The 16,904-nt window shown below is 63.7% G+C and carries 13 protein-coding genes; 4 read left to right on the top strand and 9 right to left on the bottom strand.

Annotation, left to right across the window (positions count from 1 at the left end; all coding sequences use genetic code 11):
• Positions 1 to 40 precede the first annotated feature (40 nt).
• The 9 genes from VC35_RS12660 to VC35_RS12620 all read right to left on the bottom strand — a co-directional run bounded on the left by VC35_RS12660 (position 41) and on the right by VC35_RS12620 (position 10,782).
• On the bottom strand, positions 41 to 829 hold the full coding sequence (locus tag VC35_RS12660; protein WP_046040415.1) for a crotonase/enoyl-CoA hydratase family protein: 789 nt from the start codon (positions 827 to 829) through the stop codon (positions 41 to 43).
• A gap of 9 nt (positions 830 to 838) precedes the next feature.
• On the bottom strand, positions 839 to 1,840 hold the full coding sequence (locus tag VC35_RS12655) for an acyl-CoA dehydrogenase family protein (RefSeq protein ID WP_046040414.1): 1,002 nt from the start codon (positions 1,838 to 1,840) through the stop codon (positions 839 to 841).
• A 24-nt stretch (positions 1,841 to 1,864) separates the two neighbouring features.
• Positions 1,865 to 3,022 (bottom strand): acyl-CoA dehydrogenase family protein, encoded by a 1,158-nt coding sequence (locus tag VC35_RS12650; protein ID WP_046040413.1) that lies wholly within the window; start codon positions 3,020 to 3,022, stop codon positions 1,865 to 1,867.
• Positions 3,019 to 4,227, bottom strand: a complete 1,209-nt coding sequence (locus VC35_RS12645; protein WP_046040412.1) for a lipid-transfer protein — start codon at positions 4,225 to 4,227, stop codon at positions 3,019 to 3,021. Before VC35_RS12645 ends, VC35_RS12650 begins: the two co-directional genes overlap by 4 nt.
• A gap of 28 nt (positions 4,228 to 4,255) precedes the next feature.
• The gene (locus VC35_RS12640) at positions 4,256 to 5,395 is read right to left on the bottom strand and encodes an acyl-CoA dehydrogenase family protein (RefSeq protein WP_046040411.1); all 1,140 of its coding nucleotides are present in this window, start codon (positions 5,393 to 5,395) and stop codon (positions 4,256 to 4,258) included.
• A gap of 253 nt (positions 5,396 to 5,648) precedes the next feature.
• A complete protein-coding gene (locus VC35_RS12635) occupies positions 5,649 to 7,172 on the bottom strand; it encodes a long-chain-fatty-acid--CoA ligase (protein WP_046040410.1) in 1,524 nt (507 codons plus the stop codon).
• A gap of 4 nt (positions 7,173 to 7,176) precedes the next feature.
• Positions 7,177 to 8,733 (bottom strand): acyl-CoA synthetase, encoded by a 1,557-nt coding sequence (locus VC35_RS12630; protein ID WP_046040409.1) that lies wholly within the window; start codon positions 8,731 to 8,733, stop codon positions 7,177 to 7,179.
• Between the two features lie 51 nt (positions 8,734 to 8,784).
• A complete protein-coding gene (locus VC35_RS12625) occupies positions 8,785 to 9,588 on the bottom strand; it encodes an enoyl-CoA hydratase/isomerase family protein (protein ID WP_046040408.1) in 804 nt (267 codons plus the stop codon).
• A 39-nt stretch (positions 9,589 to 9,627) separates the two neighbouring features.
• The gene (locus VC35_RS12620; protein ID WP_046040407.1) at positions 9,628 to 10,782 is read right to left on the bottom strand and encodes a CaiB/BaiF CoA transferase family protein; all 1,155 of its coding nucleotides are present in this window, start codon (positions 10,780 to 10,782) and stop codon (positions 9,628 to 9,630) included.
• 197 nt (positions 10,783 to 10,979) lie between these two features.
• Here VC35_RS12620 and VC35_RS12615 point away from each other — a divergent pair, with 197 nt between their 5' ends.
• The 4 genes from VC35_RS12615 to VC35_RS12600 all read left to right on the top strand — a co-directional run bounded on the left by VC35_RS12615 (position 10,980) and on the right by VC35_RS12600 (position 16,899).
• Positions 10,980 to 13,811: a winged helix-turn-helix domain-containing protein gene (locus VC35_RS12615; protein WP_046040406.1), complete on the top strand. Its 2,832-nt coding sequence runs from the start codon at positions 10,980 to 10,982 to the stop codon at positions 13,809 to 13,811.
• Between the two features lie 305 nt (positions 13,812 to 14,116).
• Positions 14,117 to 15,217: an acyl-CoA dehydrogenase family protein gene (locus tag VC35_RS12610; protein ID WP_223466283.1), complete on the top strand. Its 1,101-nt coding sequence runs from the start codon at positions 14,117 to 14,119 to the stop codon at positions 15,215 to 15,217.
• 27 nt (positions 15,218 to 15,244) lie between these two features.
• On the top strand, positions 15,245 to 16,429 hold the full coding sequence (locus VC35_RS12605; protein WP_046040404.1) for a lipid-transfer protein: 1,185 nt from the start codon (positions 15,245 to 15,247) through the stop codon (positions 16,427 to 16,429).
• 29 nt (positions 16,430 to 16,458) lie between these two features.
• Positions 16,459 to 16,899 carry a MaoC family dehydratase N-terminal domain-containing protein gene (locus VC35_RS12600; protein WP_046040403.1) on the top strand — a complete coding sequence of 147 codons (441 nt, stop codon included), beginning with the start codon at positions 16,459 to 16,461 and terminating at the stop codon, positions 16,897 to 16,899.
• Positions 16,900 to 16,904 lie beyond the last annotated feature (5 nt).

Below are 16,904 nucleotides of genomic sequence, written 5' to 3'. Positions count from 1 at the left end.
GGTTTGAACAACGCTCACCGTGCGTTACGCTCGGTGACACTCACCCGGTAAAAGTCGGTGTTCGCTTGTCGATAAACGCCGCCACGGCTTCGCGGTGATCGGCGGTCTGGTGCGACAGCACCTGGAACGTCGCCGACATTTCCAGCAGCGTGTCGAGTCGGGTGTGCAAGGCCTCGCGCAACAAACGCTTGGCCAGGCGCACGGCGTGAGGCGGGTTGGCGGCAATCGACGCGGCGATGTCCCGCGCCGCATCCAGCAACTGCTCGGCGGGAACAACCCGGGACACCAGGTTCCATTGCTCGGCCTGGCGAGCGTCGATCATTTGCCCGGTCAGGGTCAGTTCGGTAGCGCGGGACAAACCGATGATGCGTGGCAACAACCAGGCACCGCCGTCGCCAGGGATGATCCCCAGCTTGACGAAGCTCTCGGCAAACTTCGCGTGCTCCGACGCCACGCGGATGTCGCACATGCACGCCAGATCCAGCCCCGCGCCGATGGCCGCGCCATTGACCGCGGCGATTACCGGTACTTCCAGATTGAACAATGCCAAGGGCAAGCGCTGAATGCCGGTGCGATATTCCTGACGCAATTGCATGCCCGACATCTGCGCGTAGCGATCCATGTCGCGCACGTTGCCACCGGAGCAGAACGCAGTGCCGGCGCCGGTGATGATCACTGCACGCACACTGCTGTCGCGTTCGATTCGCTCAATGGCTTCGAGGAATTCCGGCACCGCGCTGTTGCCGGTCAGCGGGTTGCGTCGCTCGGGGTCATTCATCGTCAGGGTGACGACATGACCTTCCTGTTCGTATTTCAAAAACGCGCTCATGAATGATCCTCAGGCCGATGGGGACAGGGTGACGTGACGCACGAAATGGCTGGCGCAGGTATCCGGTTGTTCGAGAAACGCCTGGCCGACGATGCCGTTCCACCAGGTTTCCGAGCCGTCGCTGATGCGCCACTCGTGCAGGCGCCGGGTGAACAATTGCAAGTTCAGTTCTTCGGTCACGCCGATGGCGCCGAACAGTGCGTGGGCGATGGCAGTGACTTGAGGCACGGCCATGCTGGTCCGCGCTTTGGCAATGGCCGTCGCCATCAGGTCCGGCACCTGCAAATCGCCGGCAAACGCCAGTTCAGCGGCGATGCGCGCGGCGGCCACTTGCTCGGCCATCACGCTGAGTTGATGCTGCACGGCCTGGAATTTGCCGATGGCCTTGCCGAACTGCACCCGGTCGTTGCAGTACTCCAGCGTCATGGCGAGAACCTGCTCCATGGCCCCGGCGATGGTGGCGGCGTGAATGGCGGCGTTGAACACCCGAACTTCTTCGCCGTTATTGCCGATTGCGCTGCCGAGTGAATCCTGCGGCCAGTACAAGGTGGCGCATTGACTGCCGTGAACGCCCGTGGACTCGCGCCGGGCGAGGCTGCAATCGAGCAGCTGCAACTCGCCTTCCAGGTTGACCAGGGCGAAATCAGCCAACAAACCAAACGCCACACGCGGCACACACAACAGGCCATCGGGCTGGCGACAGGCTGTACCGGCCAGGGTCACCATGCCGGTCGGTGGTGTGATCGGGCAGTCACGCAGCAGAGCGCGGGCGGCAATGCTTTGCGCCGCCGGGACCGGCAGCGCGCAGCGACCGAAGGCGACAAAAATCGGCAGCAGTGCATTCAGCGCAAGTCCCGCTCCACCAGCGACTTCTGGCGTCAGCAATTCGAGAAAGCCGCTGTCTTCCAGGGCACTCCACAGCGTTGCGGCGCTGTCTCCGCCTTCCACAGCACGGACCAGTGCCGGCGTGCAAAAGTCGCTGAGGATCTTTTCAATGGCTTCAGTGAACATGAAGTTTTTCCTATTCGAAGTGCATCAGCGCAGGCCAAGGCCGCGGGCGATCATGCCGCGCAGGATTTCCCGGGTGCCGCCGCGCAACGAGAAAGTCGGCGCGACCTGGTTCAGGTAGGCGACCGTGCGGTACAGCTCCTCATCGACGGGTACATCCGGATGGGCGCTGATCGCCGAGGCAATCGCTGACGGGATCGCCTGTTCGAATTCAGTGCCGATGTCCTTGACCAACGCGGCTTCCACCACCGGGCTTTCGCCCCGGGCGAGCAACGCCGTCAGCGCCAGCGAGAGATTGCGCAGGCAGGTCAACTGCGTGAGGAAACTGCCGAGCAACGCGGATTCCTGTGCAGTGGCGCCGTGACGGCGCAAGGTGTCGGCCCACAGATCGAGCAACACCACGCTGGAGTAGAAACGTTCCGGCCCGCTGCGCTCGAACGCGAGTTCGGCATTCACCTGCTTCCAGCCGCTGCCCTCCTCGCCCACCAACGCGTCTTCGCCGAGCAAGACGTCGTCGAAGGCCACTTCGGAGAAATGCGCGTCGCCCGCCAGGTCGACAATGGGACGCACGCTGATGCCCGGCTGCCTGAGGTCGATGATGAATTGCGACAGCCCGTTGTGACGGTCCTCGGGCGAACCACTGGTGCGCACAAGAGCGATCATGTAGTCGGCGTGATGGGCGTTGGTGGTCCAGATCTTGCGACCGCTCAGGCGCCAGCCTTCAGGGCAGCGGGTGGCGCGGCTGCGCACGCTGGCCAGGTCCGACCCCGAGTTCGGTTCGCTCATACCGATGCAGAAAAACGCCTTGCCGGCGCAGATGCGCGGCAGGAAAAAATCCTTCTGCGCGTCGTTGCCGAATTTCAGGATCAACGGCCCGCTCTGGCGGTCGGCGATCCAGTGTGCCGCCACCGGAGCACCGGCCGACAGCAGCTCCTCGACCAGCACAAAGCGACTGAATGCATCCAGCCCGGCACCGCCATAAGCGGCCGGCAAGGTCAGGCCGACCCAGCCACGTTGCGCCAGTTGGCGACTGAAACCGGCGTCGAAACCGGTCCAGCTGCGGGCCCGCACATCCGCCGGGACGCTCGGCAGATGCTCGGCCAGAAATCCTTTGACCTCGGCACGAAAGGCCTCGGCGTGTGGCGGTAGCGCGGTCAGGCGAAAGGCGTCGAGCAAGCTGCTCACTGGGCACCTCCACTGACTTTGCCGTACAGCGTCACCACGCATGCACCGCCCAGCCCGAGGTTATGGGCCATGGCCAGACGTGCACCGTCGACCTGACGCTGATCGGCGTTGCCGCGCAATTGTCGGGTCAGCTCGTAGCACTGCGCCAGACCGGTCGCGCCCAAGGGATGGCCCTTGGAAAGCAGGCCGCCGGACGGGTTGATGACGATCTGTCCGCCATAGGTGTTGTCGCCGTCCATGACGAACTTCTCGGCTCCGCCCTCGGGGCAGAAACCCAGGGATTCGTAGCAGATCACTTCGTTCTGGGCGAAGCAGTCATGCAGCTCGCAGATATCGATGTCCTGCGGGCCGACACCGGCCTTCTCGTAGACCTGGCTCACGGCGGCGTGGGTCATGTGGGTACCGACCCAGTCGAGCAGCGACGGCTTTTCGAAATTGAAGGACTCCGGGGTGTCGGTGGTCATCGCCTGGGCGACGATTTCCACATCGCGGCGCAGGCCATGCTTTTTCGCAAAACGCTCGGACACCAGGATCGCCGCGGCACCGCCGCAGGTTGGCGGGCAGGCCATCAGGCGCGTCAAGACGCCTGGCAGAATTACCGGGTCGTTCATCACGTCTTCGACGCTGAGCACCTTGCGAAACAATGCGAGCGGGTTGTTGGCTGCATGACGGCTGGCCTTGGCGCGCACGGCGGCGAAGGTTTCCATTTTGGTGCCATATTTGTGCATGTACTCGCGCCCGGCACCACCGAAGGTACGGATGGCCTGGGGCATGCCATCCATATCGGCGGTGAGACCGCGCAGGATCGGCAGGAAGCGCTCGCGGGTTGGCGGGCGGTCGTCCCAGTGGGATTTCAATGCGCCGGCCTGCATCTGCTCGAAACCCACCGCCAATACGCAATCGGCCGAACCGGACTCGATGGCCTTGCGCGCCAGGAACAGCGCGGTGGAACCGGTGGAGCAGTTGTTGTTGACGTTGACCACCGGAATCCCGGTCATGCCCACTTCGTACAGCACGGTCTGGCCGCAGGTGGAGTCGCCGTAGACATAACCGGCATAGGCTTCTTGCACCAGTTTGTAGTCGATGCCCGCATCAGCCAGGGCCAGGCGTATCGCTTCGGAGCCCATCTGCACATAGGTCGGGCTTTCGCTGGGCTTGCGGAACGGGATCATGCCGACGCCGGCAACCAGGACTTTTTCGCTCATGGTGTCACCTGAAAATGAGGGGGAAGGATCACAACTGGCGCGCGATCAGTTCGCGCAACACTTCACTGGTGCCACCAAAGATGCGCGTCACGCGCATGTCGACGAAGGCGCGGGCAATCGGGTACTCGAGCATGTAGCCGTAGCCGCCGTGGAGCTGGACCATGTCGTCGATGCACTGCCAAAGCGTCTCGGTGGCGTACAGCTTGGCGATGGCCGACTCCTGCACGGTCAGGCGACGGCGCATGTGTTCGGCGATGTAGTGGTCGATGGTCAGGCGCACGGCGGTGGCCTTGGCCTTGATGTCGGCCAGCTTGAATTTGGTGTTCTGGAAGTCCCACACGGTCTGGTTGAAGGCCTTGCGGTCCTTGACGTACTCGACGGTCTGCTCCAGCAGGCGTTCGAGCTTGGCGGCGCAGTACAGGGCGATCACCAGACGTTCCTGCGGCAACTCTTCCATCAGGTGCATGAAGCCTTTGTTTTCTTCACCGAGCAGGTTGCCCACCGGCACGCGCACGTCGTCGAAGAACAACTCGGCGGTGTCGGCAGCGTGCTGGCCGACCTTCTCCAGCTTGCGGCCACGACGGAAACCCTCGCGATTGCACTCGACCATGATCAGGCTGCAACCCTTGGCGCCCGCACTCGGGTCGGTCTTGCACACCACCACGACCATGTCGCAAGTCAGGCCGTTGCTGATGAAGGTCTTGCTGCCGTTGATCACCCACTCGTCACCGTCACGCACGGCGGTGGTGCGAATGGCCTTGAGGTCGGAGCCGGTGCCCGGTTCGGTCATGGCCACCGCCAGCACGGTTTCGCCGGAGCAGATTTTCGGCAGCCATTGCTGCTTCTGCTCTTCAGTGCCCAGGCGCACGATGTAGGGGGCGACGATGTCCGAATGCACACCCAGGCTCCAGCCCGAGACACCGGCACGGTACAGCTCTTCGATCAGTACCGCCGAGTGACCGAAGTCGCCACCGCCACCGCCGTATTCGGTGGGCACGGTGAGGCACAACAGGTTATGGCGGCCCGCCTTGAGCCAGGTTTCCCGGTCGACCTGCCCGGCCTCGTCCCACTGCGCCTGCTTGGGCAGGCATTCACGCTCGAAGAAACGCCGCGCGGTTTCACGCAGCATTTCGTGGTCTTCACGGTAGACGGTACGGTTGATGTGCATCGGGATCTCCAGTGGGTTGCCAGGCAGGCACGCGCCTGGTTCGTGGGTCCACTGTATTGGCGGGGGGTGGGTGATGAAGCCACCCGGATCGGGTAGCGGATTGCGGGGGATTTGAACAACGAAAATCAGGCAGGCAACACACCCCCCTGTAGGAGCGAGCCTGCTCGCGATGGCGGCGTCACATTCAACACATCCGTCGTCTGACACTCCGCTATCGCGAGCAGGCTCGCTCCTACAAAGTTTTGTGGTGTGGTTACTTGCGCAGTTCGCGCTTGAGGACTTTGCCCGCCGCCGACAGTGGCAGCTCGTCGCGGAACTCCACGCTCTTGGGGCACTTGTAGCCGGCGATGAATTCACGACAAAACAGCCGCAATTGCTCCTCATCGGCCTGGGCACCGGGCTTGCACACCACCACCGCGTGAACCGCCTCGCCCCACTGCTCATGGGGAACACCGATCACCGCGCACATCGCCACGGCCGGGTGTCGCGACAGTATGTTTTCGACTTCCGCCGAGTAAACGTTTTCCCCACCGCTGACGATCATGTCCTTCAAGCGGTCGACGATGAACAGGTAACCCTGCTCGTCCATCCACGCCGCGTCGCCGGTGTACAGCCACCCGTCGCGCAACGCCCTGGCGGTTTCCTCGGGCTTGTTCCAGTAGCCCTGCATGATGTTCGGTCCGCGCACAATGATCTCGCCCACCGTGCCGCGGGGCACCTCCTGGCCCTGCGGATCGACAATCTTCACGTTAACGCCCAGGCCGCCACGCCCTACCGAGCGTGAAAGGCCGCTGATGCGCGCCTCTGGCGTGTGATTGCACGGCAGATTGCTGGACACCACCGGGCAGGCCTCGGTCAGTCCGTAGGAATGTGAAAGTTCGATGTCCGGCAGTCTGGCCAGCACTTGCCCGACCATATCCCCGGCGCTGGGTGAAGCGCCGTAGGTCAGGCGTTTCAGGCTGCCCAGGTCATACTTGTCAAAGTCAGGATGAGCCAACAGCGCAAGGATCATGGTCGGCACCAGCAACGTCTCGGTGACCCGTTCGTGCTCAATCATCTGCAAGGCCTGCAAGGGGTCGAAACTCGACACCAGCACATGGCTTTCACCGGCCAGAAACTGAATCAGTGCACGGGCCATGCCGGCGACATGGAACAACGGCGCGACATGCATCAACAGGCCGCCGTGGATCGGCGGCATGTCCACCATGCGAGGCATGCACGCCGACCACAGGTTCAGGTGCGACTGCATGACACCCTTGGGAAACCCGGTGGTGCCGCCGGTGTACATGATGCAGGCAAGGTCTTCACCGCCCCGCCCGGCGTCTTGCACTGGCGCAGTCTGGGCAATCAATTGCTCGAAACCCGACATGCCGGCCGGCACGTCACCGTCACCCGCATAAATCAACAGCGGCGCACGACGGGCCCTGGCACAAATGCCTTCGGCCAGCGCTACGAAGTGCTCATCGACGATGAGGATGCCAGTACTGCAATCGTCCAGCGAATAGACGATTTCCGGCACGCTCCAGCGGATGTTCACCGGATTGAGCACCCCGCCGCCCCACCACACGCCCATGATGTATTCCAGGTAGCGGTCGGAGTTCAGCGCCAGCATGCCGACCCGGTCACCGGCCGCCATGCCGAGTTTCTGCAAGGCACCCGCCAGGCGAGCCACCCGTTCGCCAAATTCACGGTAGGTGTGGCGACGCTCGCCATGGATAGTCGCGATGTGGTCCGGGTTCTGTTGCAGCGTGCGTTGCAGGCATTGGGTCATGTACATGCTGTCAGCTCACGCCCCGATCCGTGCCGCGCCAGAACGGTTCACGCAGATCGCGCTTGAGCACCTTGCCCGCACCGGACAACGGCAGTGCAGCACGGAACTCCACGGATTTCGGGGTCTTGTAGCCGGCAATCTGCCGACGGCAGTGTTCAATGATCTGGGCGCTTGCAACCTCGTTGTCCGGCTTGAGCACCACCACCGCGTGCACCGCTTCGCCCCACTGGGCACAAGGAATGCCGATCACTGCGCAGGCGGCGACGGCCGGGTGACTGGCGATGGCGCTTTCCACTTCGCCGGAATACACATTCTCGCCACCGCTGACGATCATGTCCTTGAAGCGGTCGACGATGTAGATGAAGCCATCGGCGTCCATGTAGGCGCCATCGCCGGTGTGCATCCAGCCGCCGCGCAAGGCCTTGGCGGTTTCCTCGGGGTTGTTCCAGTAGCCGAGCATGATGTTCGGGCCGCGCACCACCACTTCGCCGACGGTGCCGCAGGGCACTTCGTTGTCCTGTTCATCGACGATGCGCACCGTGACCCCCAGCCCCGGGCGCCCGGCCGAGCGCAGACGGCCATTGGCGATGCCTTCGGCGCTGTGGTTTTCCGGGCCGTTGGCGGAGATCGGCGGCGCCGCTTCGGTCATGCCGTAGCCTTGGGTGAACTCGACATTCGGCAAGGCCTTGAGCGCCATTTCCAGCAAGGGCACGGCAATCGGCGAAGCGCCATAAGTGAGGCTGCGCAGGCAGCTCAGGTCATGCCTGGCGAAATCGGGGTGCATGATCAGCGCCTGAAGCATGGTCGGCACGATCAGGATATCGGTGATGCGCTCGCGCTCGATGGTGCGCATCACGTCCAGGGCATCGAAGGCCGGAACGAAAATGCTCGGCAGCCCCAGCAGCGAAATCAGGATCACCCGCGACAGCGCCGCCAGGTGGAACATCGGCGCGATGTGCAGGGTCAAGGCGTCCGCCGGCACCGGTACGTCGGCGGCGCGGGCCACGGCAGCGGTCCACAGGTTCATGTGCGACTGCATCACGCCTTTCGGTCGGCCGGTGGTGCCGCCGGTGTACATGATGCTCGCCAGGTCATCGCCGCCGCGAAACGCGTCGTCCACGGGCGTGGCTTCACCAATCAATTGCTCGTAGGACAGCATGCCCTCTGGCAACGGCCCGTCGCCAATGTGAATCAGCAATGGCCGCACCCTGGCGCTGCCGGCAATGCCTTCGGCCAGGGGCAGGAAGGTGTCGTCGATCAGCAGGATGCGGGTGTCGCAGTCGTCCAGCGAATAGACGATTTCCGGCACGCTCCAGCGAATGTTCACCGGGTTGACCACGCCACCGCCCCACCAGGTCGCCAGGAAATACTCAAGGAACCGGTCGGAGTTCAGGCCCAGCAGACCGACGCGATCGCCGGTCTGCATCCCCAGTTGCTGCAAGGCCCCGGCCAGGCGAGCCACCCGGTCGGCCAGTTCGGCATAGGTGCGGCGGCGGTCGCGAAAGACCGTCGCCACGGCATGGGGACGTTGCTGCAGCACGCGGTGCAGGCCTTGGGTCAGATACATGAGGTTCTCCTGTGAATTATTGTTGTCAGGTAACGAACGCGACTCTGGGGATCAGGTACCGGTGTATTTCGGCGAACGCTGCTCGACCTGTGCCATGCGCCCTTCGGCGTGATCTTCGCTGTCGCGCAGCAAGCCCCAGTGCAGATGGGCCTGGGTGACGAAGTCCCGGGGTGCGAGATGGGCGCTCTGCAAGGCCAGGCGCTTGATCGACTGCACCGCGAGCGGGCCGTTGGCGGCAATGCGCTCGGCCAGCTCCAGCGCCGCTGGCAGCAGACGGTCCCTGGGCAACAGATCGATGATCAAACCGATGTCCAAGGCCTGCCCGGCGTTGATCGATTCCCCGGTCAGCGCCATTTTCATGGCATGGGCCGCTGGAATTGCGCGCAGCAAGTACTGCACGCCACCGGCCGCCGGAATGGTCGCGTCGCACACCTCAGGCAAGCCGAACGTGGCGCTGGCCGAGGCAATGCGCAGATCGCATTGCAGCGCCAGCTCAAGACCGCCACCCAGGCAGGCACCATTGATGGCGGCAATCACCGGTTTCCAGATGTCCAGGTCACTGAGGTCGAACAGCCGGCTGTAGCCGCCCTCCTCGGCTTCGGTTTCGCGGCTTTTGAAGTTGCCGGCAACAAAACCGGATGCCGCCAGCAACGACTCCTTGTGGCTTGCTCCGCTGCAAAACGCGCGCTCGCCGGCACCGGTCAGGACGATCACCCGCACCTGCTCGTCATCCTGGCAGGCACCCAGGGTCTTGCGCAGGTGCATCAGATCGCTGACGGTCAGCGCGTTGTTCGACTGTTGCGCATCGAGCGTGATGAGTGCCACGTGATCGATGATCTTGAACTGAATGGCCATGGTGTAACTCCTGCGCTGCGCGATTCTTCATGTTGTTTTTCAGGCGCCAAAACCCAGGCCCAGTTCACGCAAGCGCTCGATGGCCGCGGTGTCGAAGCCCCAGTCGCGCAGTGCCGCACCGCCATGCTCACCACGCTCGGGCGCCGGTTGCGGTTGCGCCGATGGCGTGCCGAGGAAACGCGGAGCCGGAACCGGTTGCACCACCCCGTCGACCTCGATGAAGCTGCCACGGGCAATGCCGTGTGGGTGCCTGGCCGCTTCGGCGAGCCCAAGCACCGGCGCAACGCAGGCGTCGCTGCCTTCGAAGGCCTCCTCCCACTGCTTGCGGGTACGACCGAAGAACGCAGCGGTGAGTGCCTCACGCAACCGTGGCCAACCCGCCCGGTCGTGCTGACTGGGCAGGTCTGCGTTGGAAAGCCCGAGAATGTCCAGCATCTGCCCATAAAAGCGCGATTCAATCGGCCCGATCGCCATGTACTGGCCGTCGCGGGTTTCGTAGGTGTCGTACCAGGGCGCACCGCCATCGAGCAGGTTGCTGCCGCGCTGTTCTTTCCAGTGACCACCAGCCAGCAGGCCCCAGATCACCGAGCCCAGCTGCGCCGCACCTTCGGTCATCGCCGCATCGACCACCTGCCCGGTGCCGCCGCGCTGCACATTGAGCAGCGCCGCCAGTACGCCCATCGCCAGCAACATGCCGCCACCGCCGTAGTCACCCACCAGGTTCAGCGGCGGCACCGGCCGACCACCGGCCGGGCCAATACTCGACAGCACACCCGACAAGGCGATGTAGTTCAGGTCATGGCCGGCGCGGTCGGCCATCGGGCCGGTCTGGCCCCAGCCGGTCATACGGGCGTAGACCAGACGCGGATTGCGCAGTAGTGCGACTTCCGGGCCGAGGCCCAGGCGCTCCATCGTGCCGGGGCGAAACCCTTCAATCACCACGTCGGCGCGTTCAATCAATTGCAGCGCGACGGCGACACTGTCGGGGTGTTTCAGGTCGAGGGTGACCGAACGGCGGTTGCGCCCGGTGATGTCCGCGCGCTTGCCCTCAAGCTTCGGCCCCAGGTCACTGGCCTTCTGCGGCCGGTCGATGCGCACCACGTCGGCACCCATGTCGGCCAACAGCATGGTGCCAAACGGCGCCGGCCCGATTGCCTCAAACTCCACCACCCGAATGCCGCTCAGTACGCCCATCGCCAACGCTCCGTGATTCTTCTGGAGCGCCAGCAGCACTCCTATTGTTGTGCCATCCAGTAGATCAATCCCGGCCCCACCGACCACCACCCGCATCGGGTGGTGGCCGCCAAAGACAGGGTCATCCCGCCCATGGTCTGGGTTACACTCGATGAGATTCGGCGCACTCACAAAACAAAAAAGAATCGGACAGCCCCATGGATAAACACCGCAAGTCCAATGCATCGGACACCCATGCCAGCCAGGTCTTCAATCCGGTTCAGTCCCCGATCGTCAGTACCAAACTGACTCCGCCGCGCAGCGCGGGGCGCCTGATTTCCCGCGAGCGCCTGCAGGAGCAAATGCTCAAGGCCCGCCGCCTGCGTTGCATCGTGCTCAAGGGGCCGGCCGGGTGTGGCAAGACTTCGACCCTGATTGCCTGGCGCCAGGCGCTGTTGCCGCTGGGGTTCGATGTGGCGTGGCTGACGCTGTCGGCCGATGACAACGAACTGGCGCGCTTTCTTGACTATCTGTTGGCGAGCCTCGGCCAGATCGACCCGACGCTCGTGCGCGAAGCGACTCAACTGGAAGGTCGCGGCATCGACAGCGAAGCCGTGGAACGCACTGTCATCACTCTGGTGCGCAGCATTGCCAGCCGTGGCCGTGAGCTGGTGCTGGTACTCGACGACCTGCACCACCTGACAGACGTGGGCATTCATCAGGCCCTGCAATGGCTGATCGACTACGCCCCGGCCAACCTGCACCTGGCGCTGGTATCGCGCAGCGTCGTGCCGCTGTCCCTGGCGCGGTTGCGCAGCCAGGAACTGGTGCTGGAGCTGAACCTGCGGGACTTGCGTTTCACCGCCGCCGAATCCGAACAGTTCCTAAAGGCGCAGTTGGGCGAGATCAGCGCCCGGGACGCCCGGATGATGCATGACCTGACCGATGGCTGGGTCGCCGGCCTGCAACTGCTTGCCGTCAGCCGCAAAAAGAATCGCCCGCCTGCCGCCACAGAGGCAACGTCGGTGCAAGCGCAGCTACGGGACGATCAAGCCTTCGCCAGGTTTTTCGAAGTCGAAGTGTTGTCCCACCTGTCACCGACCGACCTGGACCTGTTGCTGCTCATGGCCGTGTGCAACCGTTTCTGCGCCTCGTTGTGCGCGGCCTTGAGCGGTCACCCGCAGGTGGTTGCCGAGGCGAACGCGCTGCTGACGCGGCTGGAGCGGGACAACCTGTTCCTGATTCCGGTGGACAGCGCCGAGCGCGAAACCTGGTATCGCCTGCACCCATTGCTGCGCGAAACCCTGCTCAAGTATTTCGACTCGCGAAGCCACGCCGAGCAGCAAGCGGTGCACGTTCGCGCATGGAACTGGTTCCGCGAGCACAATCACCTGGATGAAGCGGTGCACCATGCGGTCATGGGCGGCGACCCGTCGGCCGCCGCCGATCTGGTGGAACAACACTGCGAGGCGCTGTACGCCCATGGCGACCTGCGCATGTTGATCGAGTTGGTGCGGCTGTTGCCGGTCGAACAGGTACAGGCCCGAGTCAAGCTGCGCATTCTCAAGACGCGGATGCAGCTGTATGCCAGGGACTTCGTGGCCTGCACCGCCAGCCTCGAACAACTGTTTCGCGACGTTCCCGAGAGCGAAGTCCATGACCGCTTCATGATCTCGCTGCTGCGCGCCTCTTTGGCCCTGCAGCGGGATGACACCGATGCGGCCATGACGGTCCTGCCGCAATTGCTCAACCCGCCTGCGGGCAGCAACAGCGTGGCCATCGGCTCCTGTGCCAACATCCTGTCCTGGCTGTACATGCACCGCGGTGAATACGAAAAGGCCCGGCAGGTGCAACTCGACCGGCCGAACCTGCTGATCAATGGCCAGCCTCTGTTGGGGACCACGGCGGGCAGCCTTCAGGGTCGTTGCCTGATCGGCTTGAGCCTGGCCCTTGAAGGCCAGATGACCCAGGCGGAACGGGTTTACCGCGATGTGTTGCATGAAGCCGGCCAATGCGGCAAGGGCGGTGCCGACGCGACTTATCTCTCCGCTGCGCTGCTTGGCGAAGTGCTGTACGAAACCAACGACCTCGACGCCGCGTTCAAGATGCTCTCGGGCTGGATCGACATTCTCGAACGGATCTCGATTCCCGATTCCGTGCTGCGTGTGCTGCAAGTGCTGTGGAATGTGCAATGGCTGGCGGGCAACCATCAGGAGGCCCTGGCGTTCGTCGAGCGCCTTGATGAGTACGCGATCAAACTCGGCCTGGAGCGCCTGCAAGCCTACTGCCTGACCTGGCAGGTGCGCTGGTTGCTGACACTCGGGGAAACCGCACAAGCCCAGGCCAAGCTGGCGCGCCTGGATGCCATCGACGCGCGCCACCCGGACGCCGGGCACACGGCACTCAAGGAAATCCACATCCTGGCCGAGAACGCCCGCGCTCGCTGGCAACTGGCGCAGGGCGACCTGGACGGCGCCTTCGCACGCATAGAGCAGCTGATCCAAACCTGTGAAAGGCACCGCCGCCAACTTGGAGCGGTACGCCTGATGGTGCTCAGTGCCGTGATCGAGTCCGAACGGGGTCACCATGAGCAGGCGCGGGACAAGGTCATGGAGGCGCTGCGCCGAGGGCAACGCTTCGGCCTGGTGCGCAGCCTCATCGACGCCCATCCGGACGGGTTGAAACTGATCTGCGATATCACCAGCCGGGAAGTCCTGGACCCGGTACTGGCGTTTTATGTCGAACGCTTGCAGGCCGCCGGGGCCACAGCGCCTGCGGTCTCGAAAACCAAGCCCGCGACGGCGGCAACCAGCAAACCGCTGGCGGCCGGGATCGAGCCCTTGAGCGAACGGGAGATCGAAGTGGTTCGACTGCTGGCCCAGGCCCTGCCCAACAAGAAAATCGCCCGCGCGCTGGGGCTGTCCCCGGAAACCGTGAAATGGCACCTGAGCCATATCTACAGCAAGCTCGGCGTCAGCAGCCGCGATGAAGCGGTGGCGCGGGTGCGGGATCTGGAATCGCAGGGTGATCCAGGCACTGGTACTCACTAACTGCCAATAGAGAAACCTGTGGGAGCGGGCTTGCCCGCGAAGGCGGTGTGTCAGTCAACACAGATGTTGAATTTGCTGGCCTCTTCGCGGGCAAGCCCGCTCCCACAGGGATTGTGTTGTCTTCAGTGATTTTTTAACCGCCACCCACCTCGGGTGGCGTTCACTCGCGCCCCCCCACCTATCGTAACCCTCAGATCACAGGCGCAGTTCGCGCCTTGCGTAAGCGCTCGGCCTATGGCCGGCCTGGCATTTTTGAGGAGTCTTGCGTGCACATCGCCCGAACCGTTTTCCGCGACGACCATGAGATGTTCCGCACCACCGTGCGCCGTTTTTTCGAGCGTGAATGCCTGCCGCGCCAGGCCGCCTGGGACAAGGCCGGTCAGGTCGACCGGGAAACCTGGCTCAAGGCCGGCCGCGAAGGCCTGCTCGGCATCACCCTGCCCACTGAATACGGTGGTGGCGGCGGCGATTTCGGCCACTGCGCGGTGTTCAACGAAGAGTTCGCCCGGGCTGGCGTGAGCGGCGCCTACTTCGGCATGCACTCCGACGTGATCGCCCCCTACATCAACCGTTGCGGCAACGAAGAACAGAAACAGAAATGGCTGCCGGGCATCTGCGCAGGCGAAATCATCCTCGCCATCGCCATGACCGAACCCGGTACCGGCAGCGACCTCAAGGCCGTGCGCACCACCGCCGTGCGCGATGGCGACGAGTACGTGATCAATGGCAGCAAGACCTTCATCAGCAACGGCCTGACCGCCGACCTGGTGATCGTCGTGTGCAAAACCGACCCGGCCGCTGGCGCCAAGGGCATCAGCCTGATTGCCGTGGAAACCGGCCGCGCCGGTTTCAAGCATGGCCGCAAGCTGGAAAAGGTCGGCCAGCACGCCCAGGACACCGCCGAACTGTTCTTCGACAACGTCCGCGTGCCGGTGGGCAACCGTCTGGGCGAGGAAGGCCTGGGCTTCAGCTACCTGATGGGTGAGCTGCCGCAAGAGCGTTTCTCCATCGCCGTGTCCGCCGCCGCCAAGCTTGAGCGCCTGCTGGAGCAGACCATCGAGTATGTGAAAGACCGCAAGGCCTTCAACCAGACCGTGTGGGACTTCCAGAACAGCAAATTCAAACTCGCCGACATCAAGGCCCAGGCCACCGCCCTGCGGGTGATGGTCGACTACTACCTGGGCGAACACATGCGCCGCCGGCTGACCCTCGAAGAAGCCGCCATCGCCAAGCTCCACACCACCGAAACCCTGTGGAAATGCATCGACGACATGGTCCAGCTGCACGGCGGCTACGGCTACATGATGGAGTACCCGATTGCCCGCGCGTTCGTCGACATGCGCGTCAACCGCATCTACGGCGGTACCAGTGAAGTCATGCGCGAAATGATCGCGCGCAAGCTCTGAACCTCTCAAACAACAAGGAAAACAACGATGAGCAATAAAGTGTTCGTTGCTGGCGTCGGCATGATCCAGTTCAAGAAACCGGGGACCAACGAGCCCTACGACATCATGGGTGAACAGGCGATTCGCCTGGCCCTGGCCGATTGCGGGCTGGACTTCAGTGACATCCAGCAGGCCTACGCCGGCTACGTCTACGGCGACTCCACCTGCGGCCAGAAAGCCCTGTACCGCGTGGGCATGACCGGCATCCCTCTGATCAACGTCAACAACAACTGCGCCACCGGCTCCAGCGCGCTGTTCCTGGCCCGGCAGGCCGTGGCCAGCGGTGCGGTGGACTGCGCCCTGGCATTCGGCTTCGAACAGATGAATCCGGGCGCATTGAAGTCCGCCTGGACCGACCGCGCCCCGGCCACCGAGCGCGCCCTCAAGCTGACCAACGAACTGGTGGGCATGCCCGACCTGCCGACCGCCATCCGCCAGTTCGCCGGTGCCGGTTACGCGCACATGCAGAAGTACGGCACCCGGCTGGAAACCTTCGCCAAAATCCGCGCCAAGGCCAGCCGCCATGCCGCCAACAACCCGCTGGCCGTATTCCGCAACGTAGTCACCCCGGAAGAAGTCCTGGCTGCGCCAATGTTGTGGGAAGGCGTGCTGACCCGCCTGATGGCCTGCCCGCCAACCTGTGGCGCCGCTGCGAGCATCGTAGTGTCCGAGTCCTTCGCGAAAAAGCATGGCCTGCGCACCGACGTGCTGATGGCCGGGCAGGCCCTGACCACCGACCTGCCGAGCACCTACGACGCCAAGGACATGATCCGCGTGGTCGGTTTCGACATGACGCGCATGGCAGCGGACATCGCCTACAACCAGGCGGGCATCGGTCCACAAGACATCGACGTGATCGAACTGCACGACTGCTTCGCCCAGAACGAGCTGCTGACCTACGAAGGCCTCGGCTTGTGCGCTGAAGGCGGCGCCGAGCAACTGGTCAACGACGGCGACAACACCTACGGCGGCAAGTGGGTAACCAACCCCTCCGGTGGCCTGCTCTCCAAGGGTCACCCGCTGGGCGCCACCGGCCTGGCCCAGTGCTACGAGCTGACCCACCAACTGCGCGGCACCGCCGAACAGCGCCAGGTGCCGAACGCGCGCATCGCCGTGCAGCACAACCTCGGTCTTGGCGGCGCCTGCGTCGTCACCGTGTACCAGAAAAACTGAAGCGACCGGGTAATCAAGGAGTCACTCAGATGATCGACAAAAAACACATCGGCAGACAACTGCCCACCTTCCTCGCCACCGCCGAAGCCGGGCAACTGCGCTTCTTCGCCAAGGCCACCGGAGAAACCAACCCGGTCTACTTCGACGAGCAGGCCGCTCGCGATGCGGGGCATCCGAACCTGCCGTTGCCACCGACCTTTCTGTTCTCGCTGGAATTCCAGATCCCGTCCAACGCCTGGCGCTTTGAGCTGGGCATCGTCACCGCACGCATCCTGCACGGTGAGGAGTCGTTCCGTTATCACCGCATGGCCTATGCCGGCGACACCCTGCGCTTCGACGTGCGCATCGCCGACATCTACGACAAAAAAGGCGGCGCACTGGAATTCGTGGTGCGCGAGACCCGAGTCACCAACCAGCACGGTGAGCACGTCGCGGACCTGCGCAGCGTGCTCGTGCAGCGCAACAGCTGAAGCGG

The sequence above is a fragment of the Pseudomonas fluorescens genome, assembly GCF_000967965.1.
GTDB classification, from domain to species: Bacteria; Pseudomonadota; Gammaproteobacteria; order Pseudomonadales; family Pseudomonadaceae; genus Aquipseudomonas; species Aquipseudomonas grandcourensis.
The sequence above is the reverse complement of the archived record's forward strand: the minus strand, read 5'-3'. Positions and strand labels throughout refer to the sequence as shown.

What these genes read in the sequence shown, in the direction of transcription:
- VC35_RS12660 (WP_046040415.1), bottom strand. Translation starts at nt 829, where the DNA reads ATGAGCGCGTTTTTGAAATACGAACAGGAAGGTCATGTCGTCACCCTG.
- VC35_RS12655 (WP_046040414.1), bottom strand. Translation starts at nt 1,840, where the DNA reads ATGTTCACTGAAGCCATTGAAAAGATCCTCAGCGACTTTTGCACGCCG.
- VC35_RS12645 (WP_046040412.1), bottom strand. Translation starts at nt 4,227, where the DNA reads ATGAGCGAAAAAGTCCTGGTTGCCGGCGTCGGCATGATCCCGTTCCGC.
- VC35_RS12640 (WP_046040411.1), bottom strand. Translation starts at nt 5,395, where the DNA reads ATGCACATCAACCGTACCGTCTACCGTGAAGACCACGAAATGCTGCGT.
- VC35_RS12635 (WP_046040410.1), bottom strand. Translation starts at nt 7,172, where the DNA reads ATGTACATGACCCAATGCCTGCAACGCACGCTGCAACAGAACCCGGAC.
- VC35_RS12630 (WP_046040409.1), bottom strand. Translation starts at nt 8,733, where the DNA reads ATGTATCTGACCCAAGGCCTGCACCGCGTGCTGCAGCAACGTCCCCAT.
- VC35_RS12625 (WP_046040408.1), bottom strand. Translation starts at nt 9,588, where the DNA reads ATGGCCATTCAGTTCAAGATCATCGATCACGTGGCACTCATCACGCTC.
- VC35_RS12620 (WP_046040407.1), bottom strand. Translation starts at nt 10,782, where the DNA reads ATGGGCGTACTGAGCGGCATTCGGGTGGTGGAGTTTGAGGCAATCGGG.
- VC35_RS12615 (WP_046040406.1), top strand. Translation starts at nt 10,980, where the DNA reads ATGGATAAACACCGCAAGTCCAATGCATCGGACACCCATGCCAGCCAG.
- VC35_RS12610 (WP_223466283.1), top strand. Translation starts at nt 14,117, where the DNA reads ATGTTCCGCACCACCGTGCGCCGTTTTTTCGAGCGTGAATGCCTGCCG.
- VC35_RS12605 (WP_046040404.1), top strand. Translation starts at nt 15,245, where the DNA reads ATGAGCAATAAAGTGTTCGTTGCTGGCGTCGGCATGATCCAGTTCAAG.
- VC35_RS12600 (WP_046040403.1), top strand. Translation starts at nt 16,459, where the DNA reads ATGATCGACAAAAAACACATCGGCAGACAACTGCCCACCTTCCTCGCC.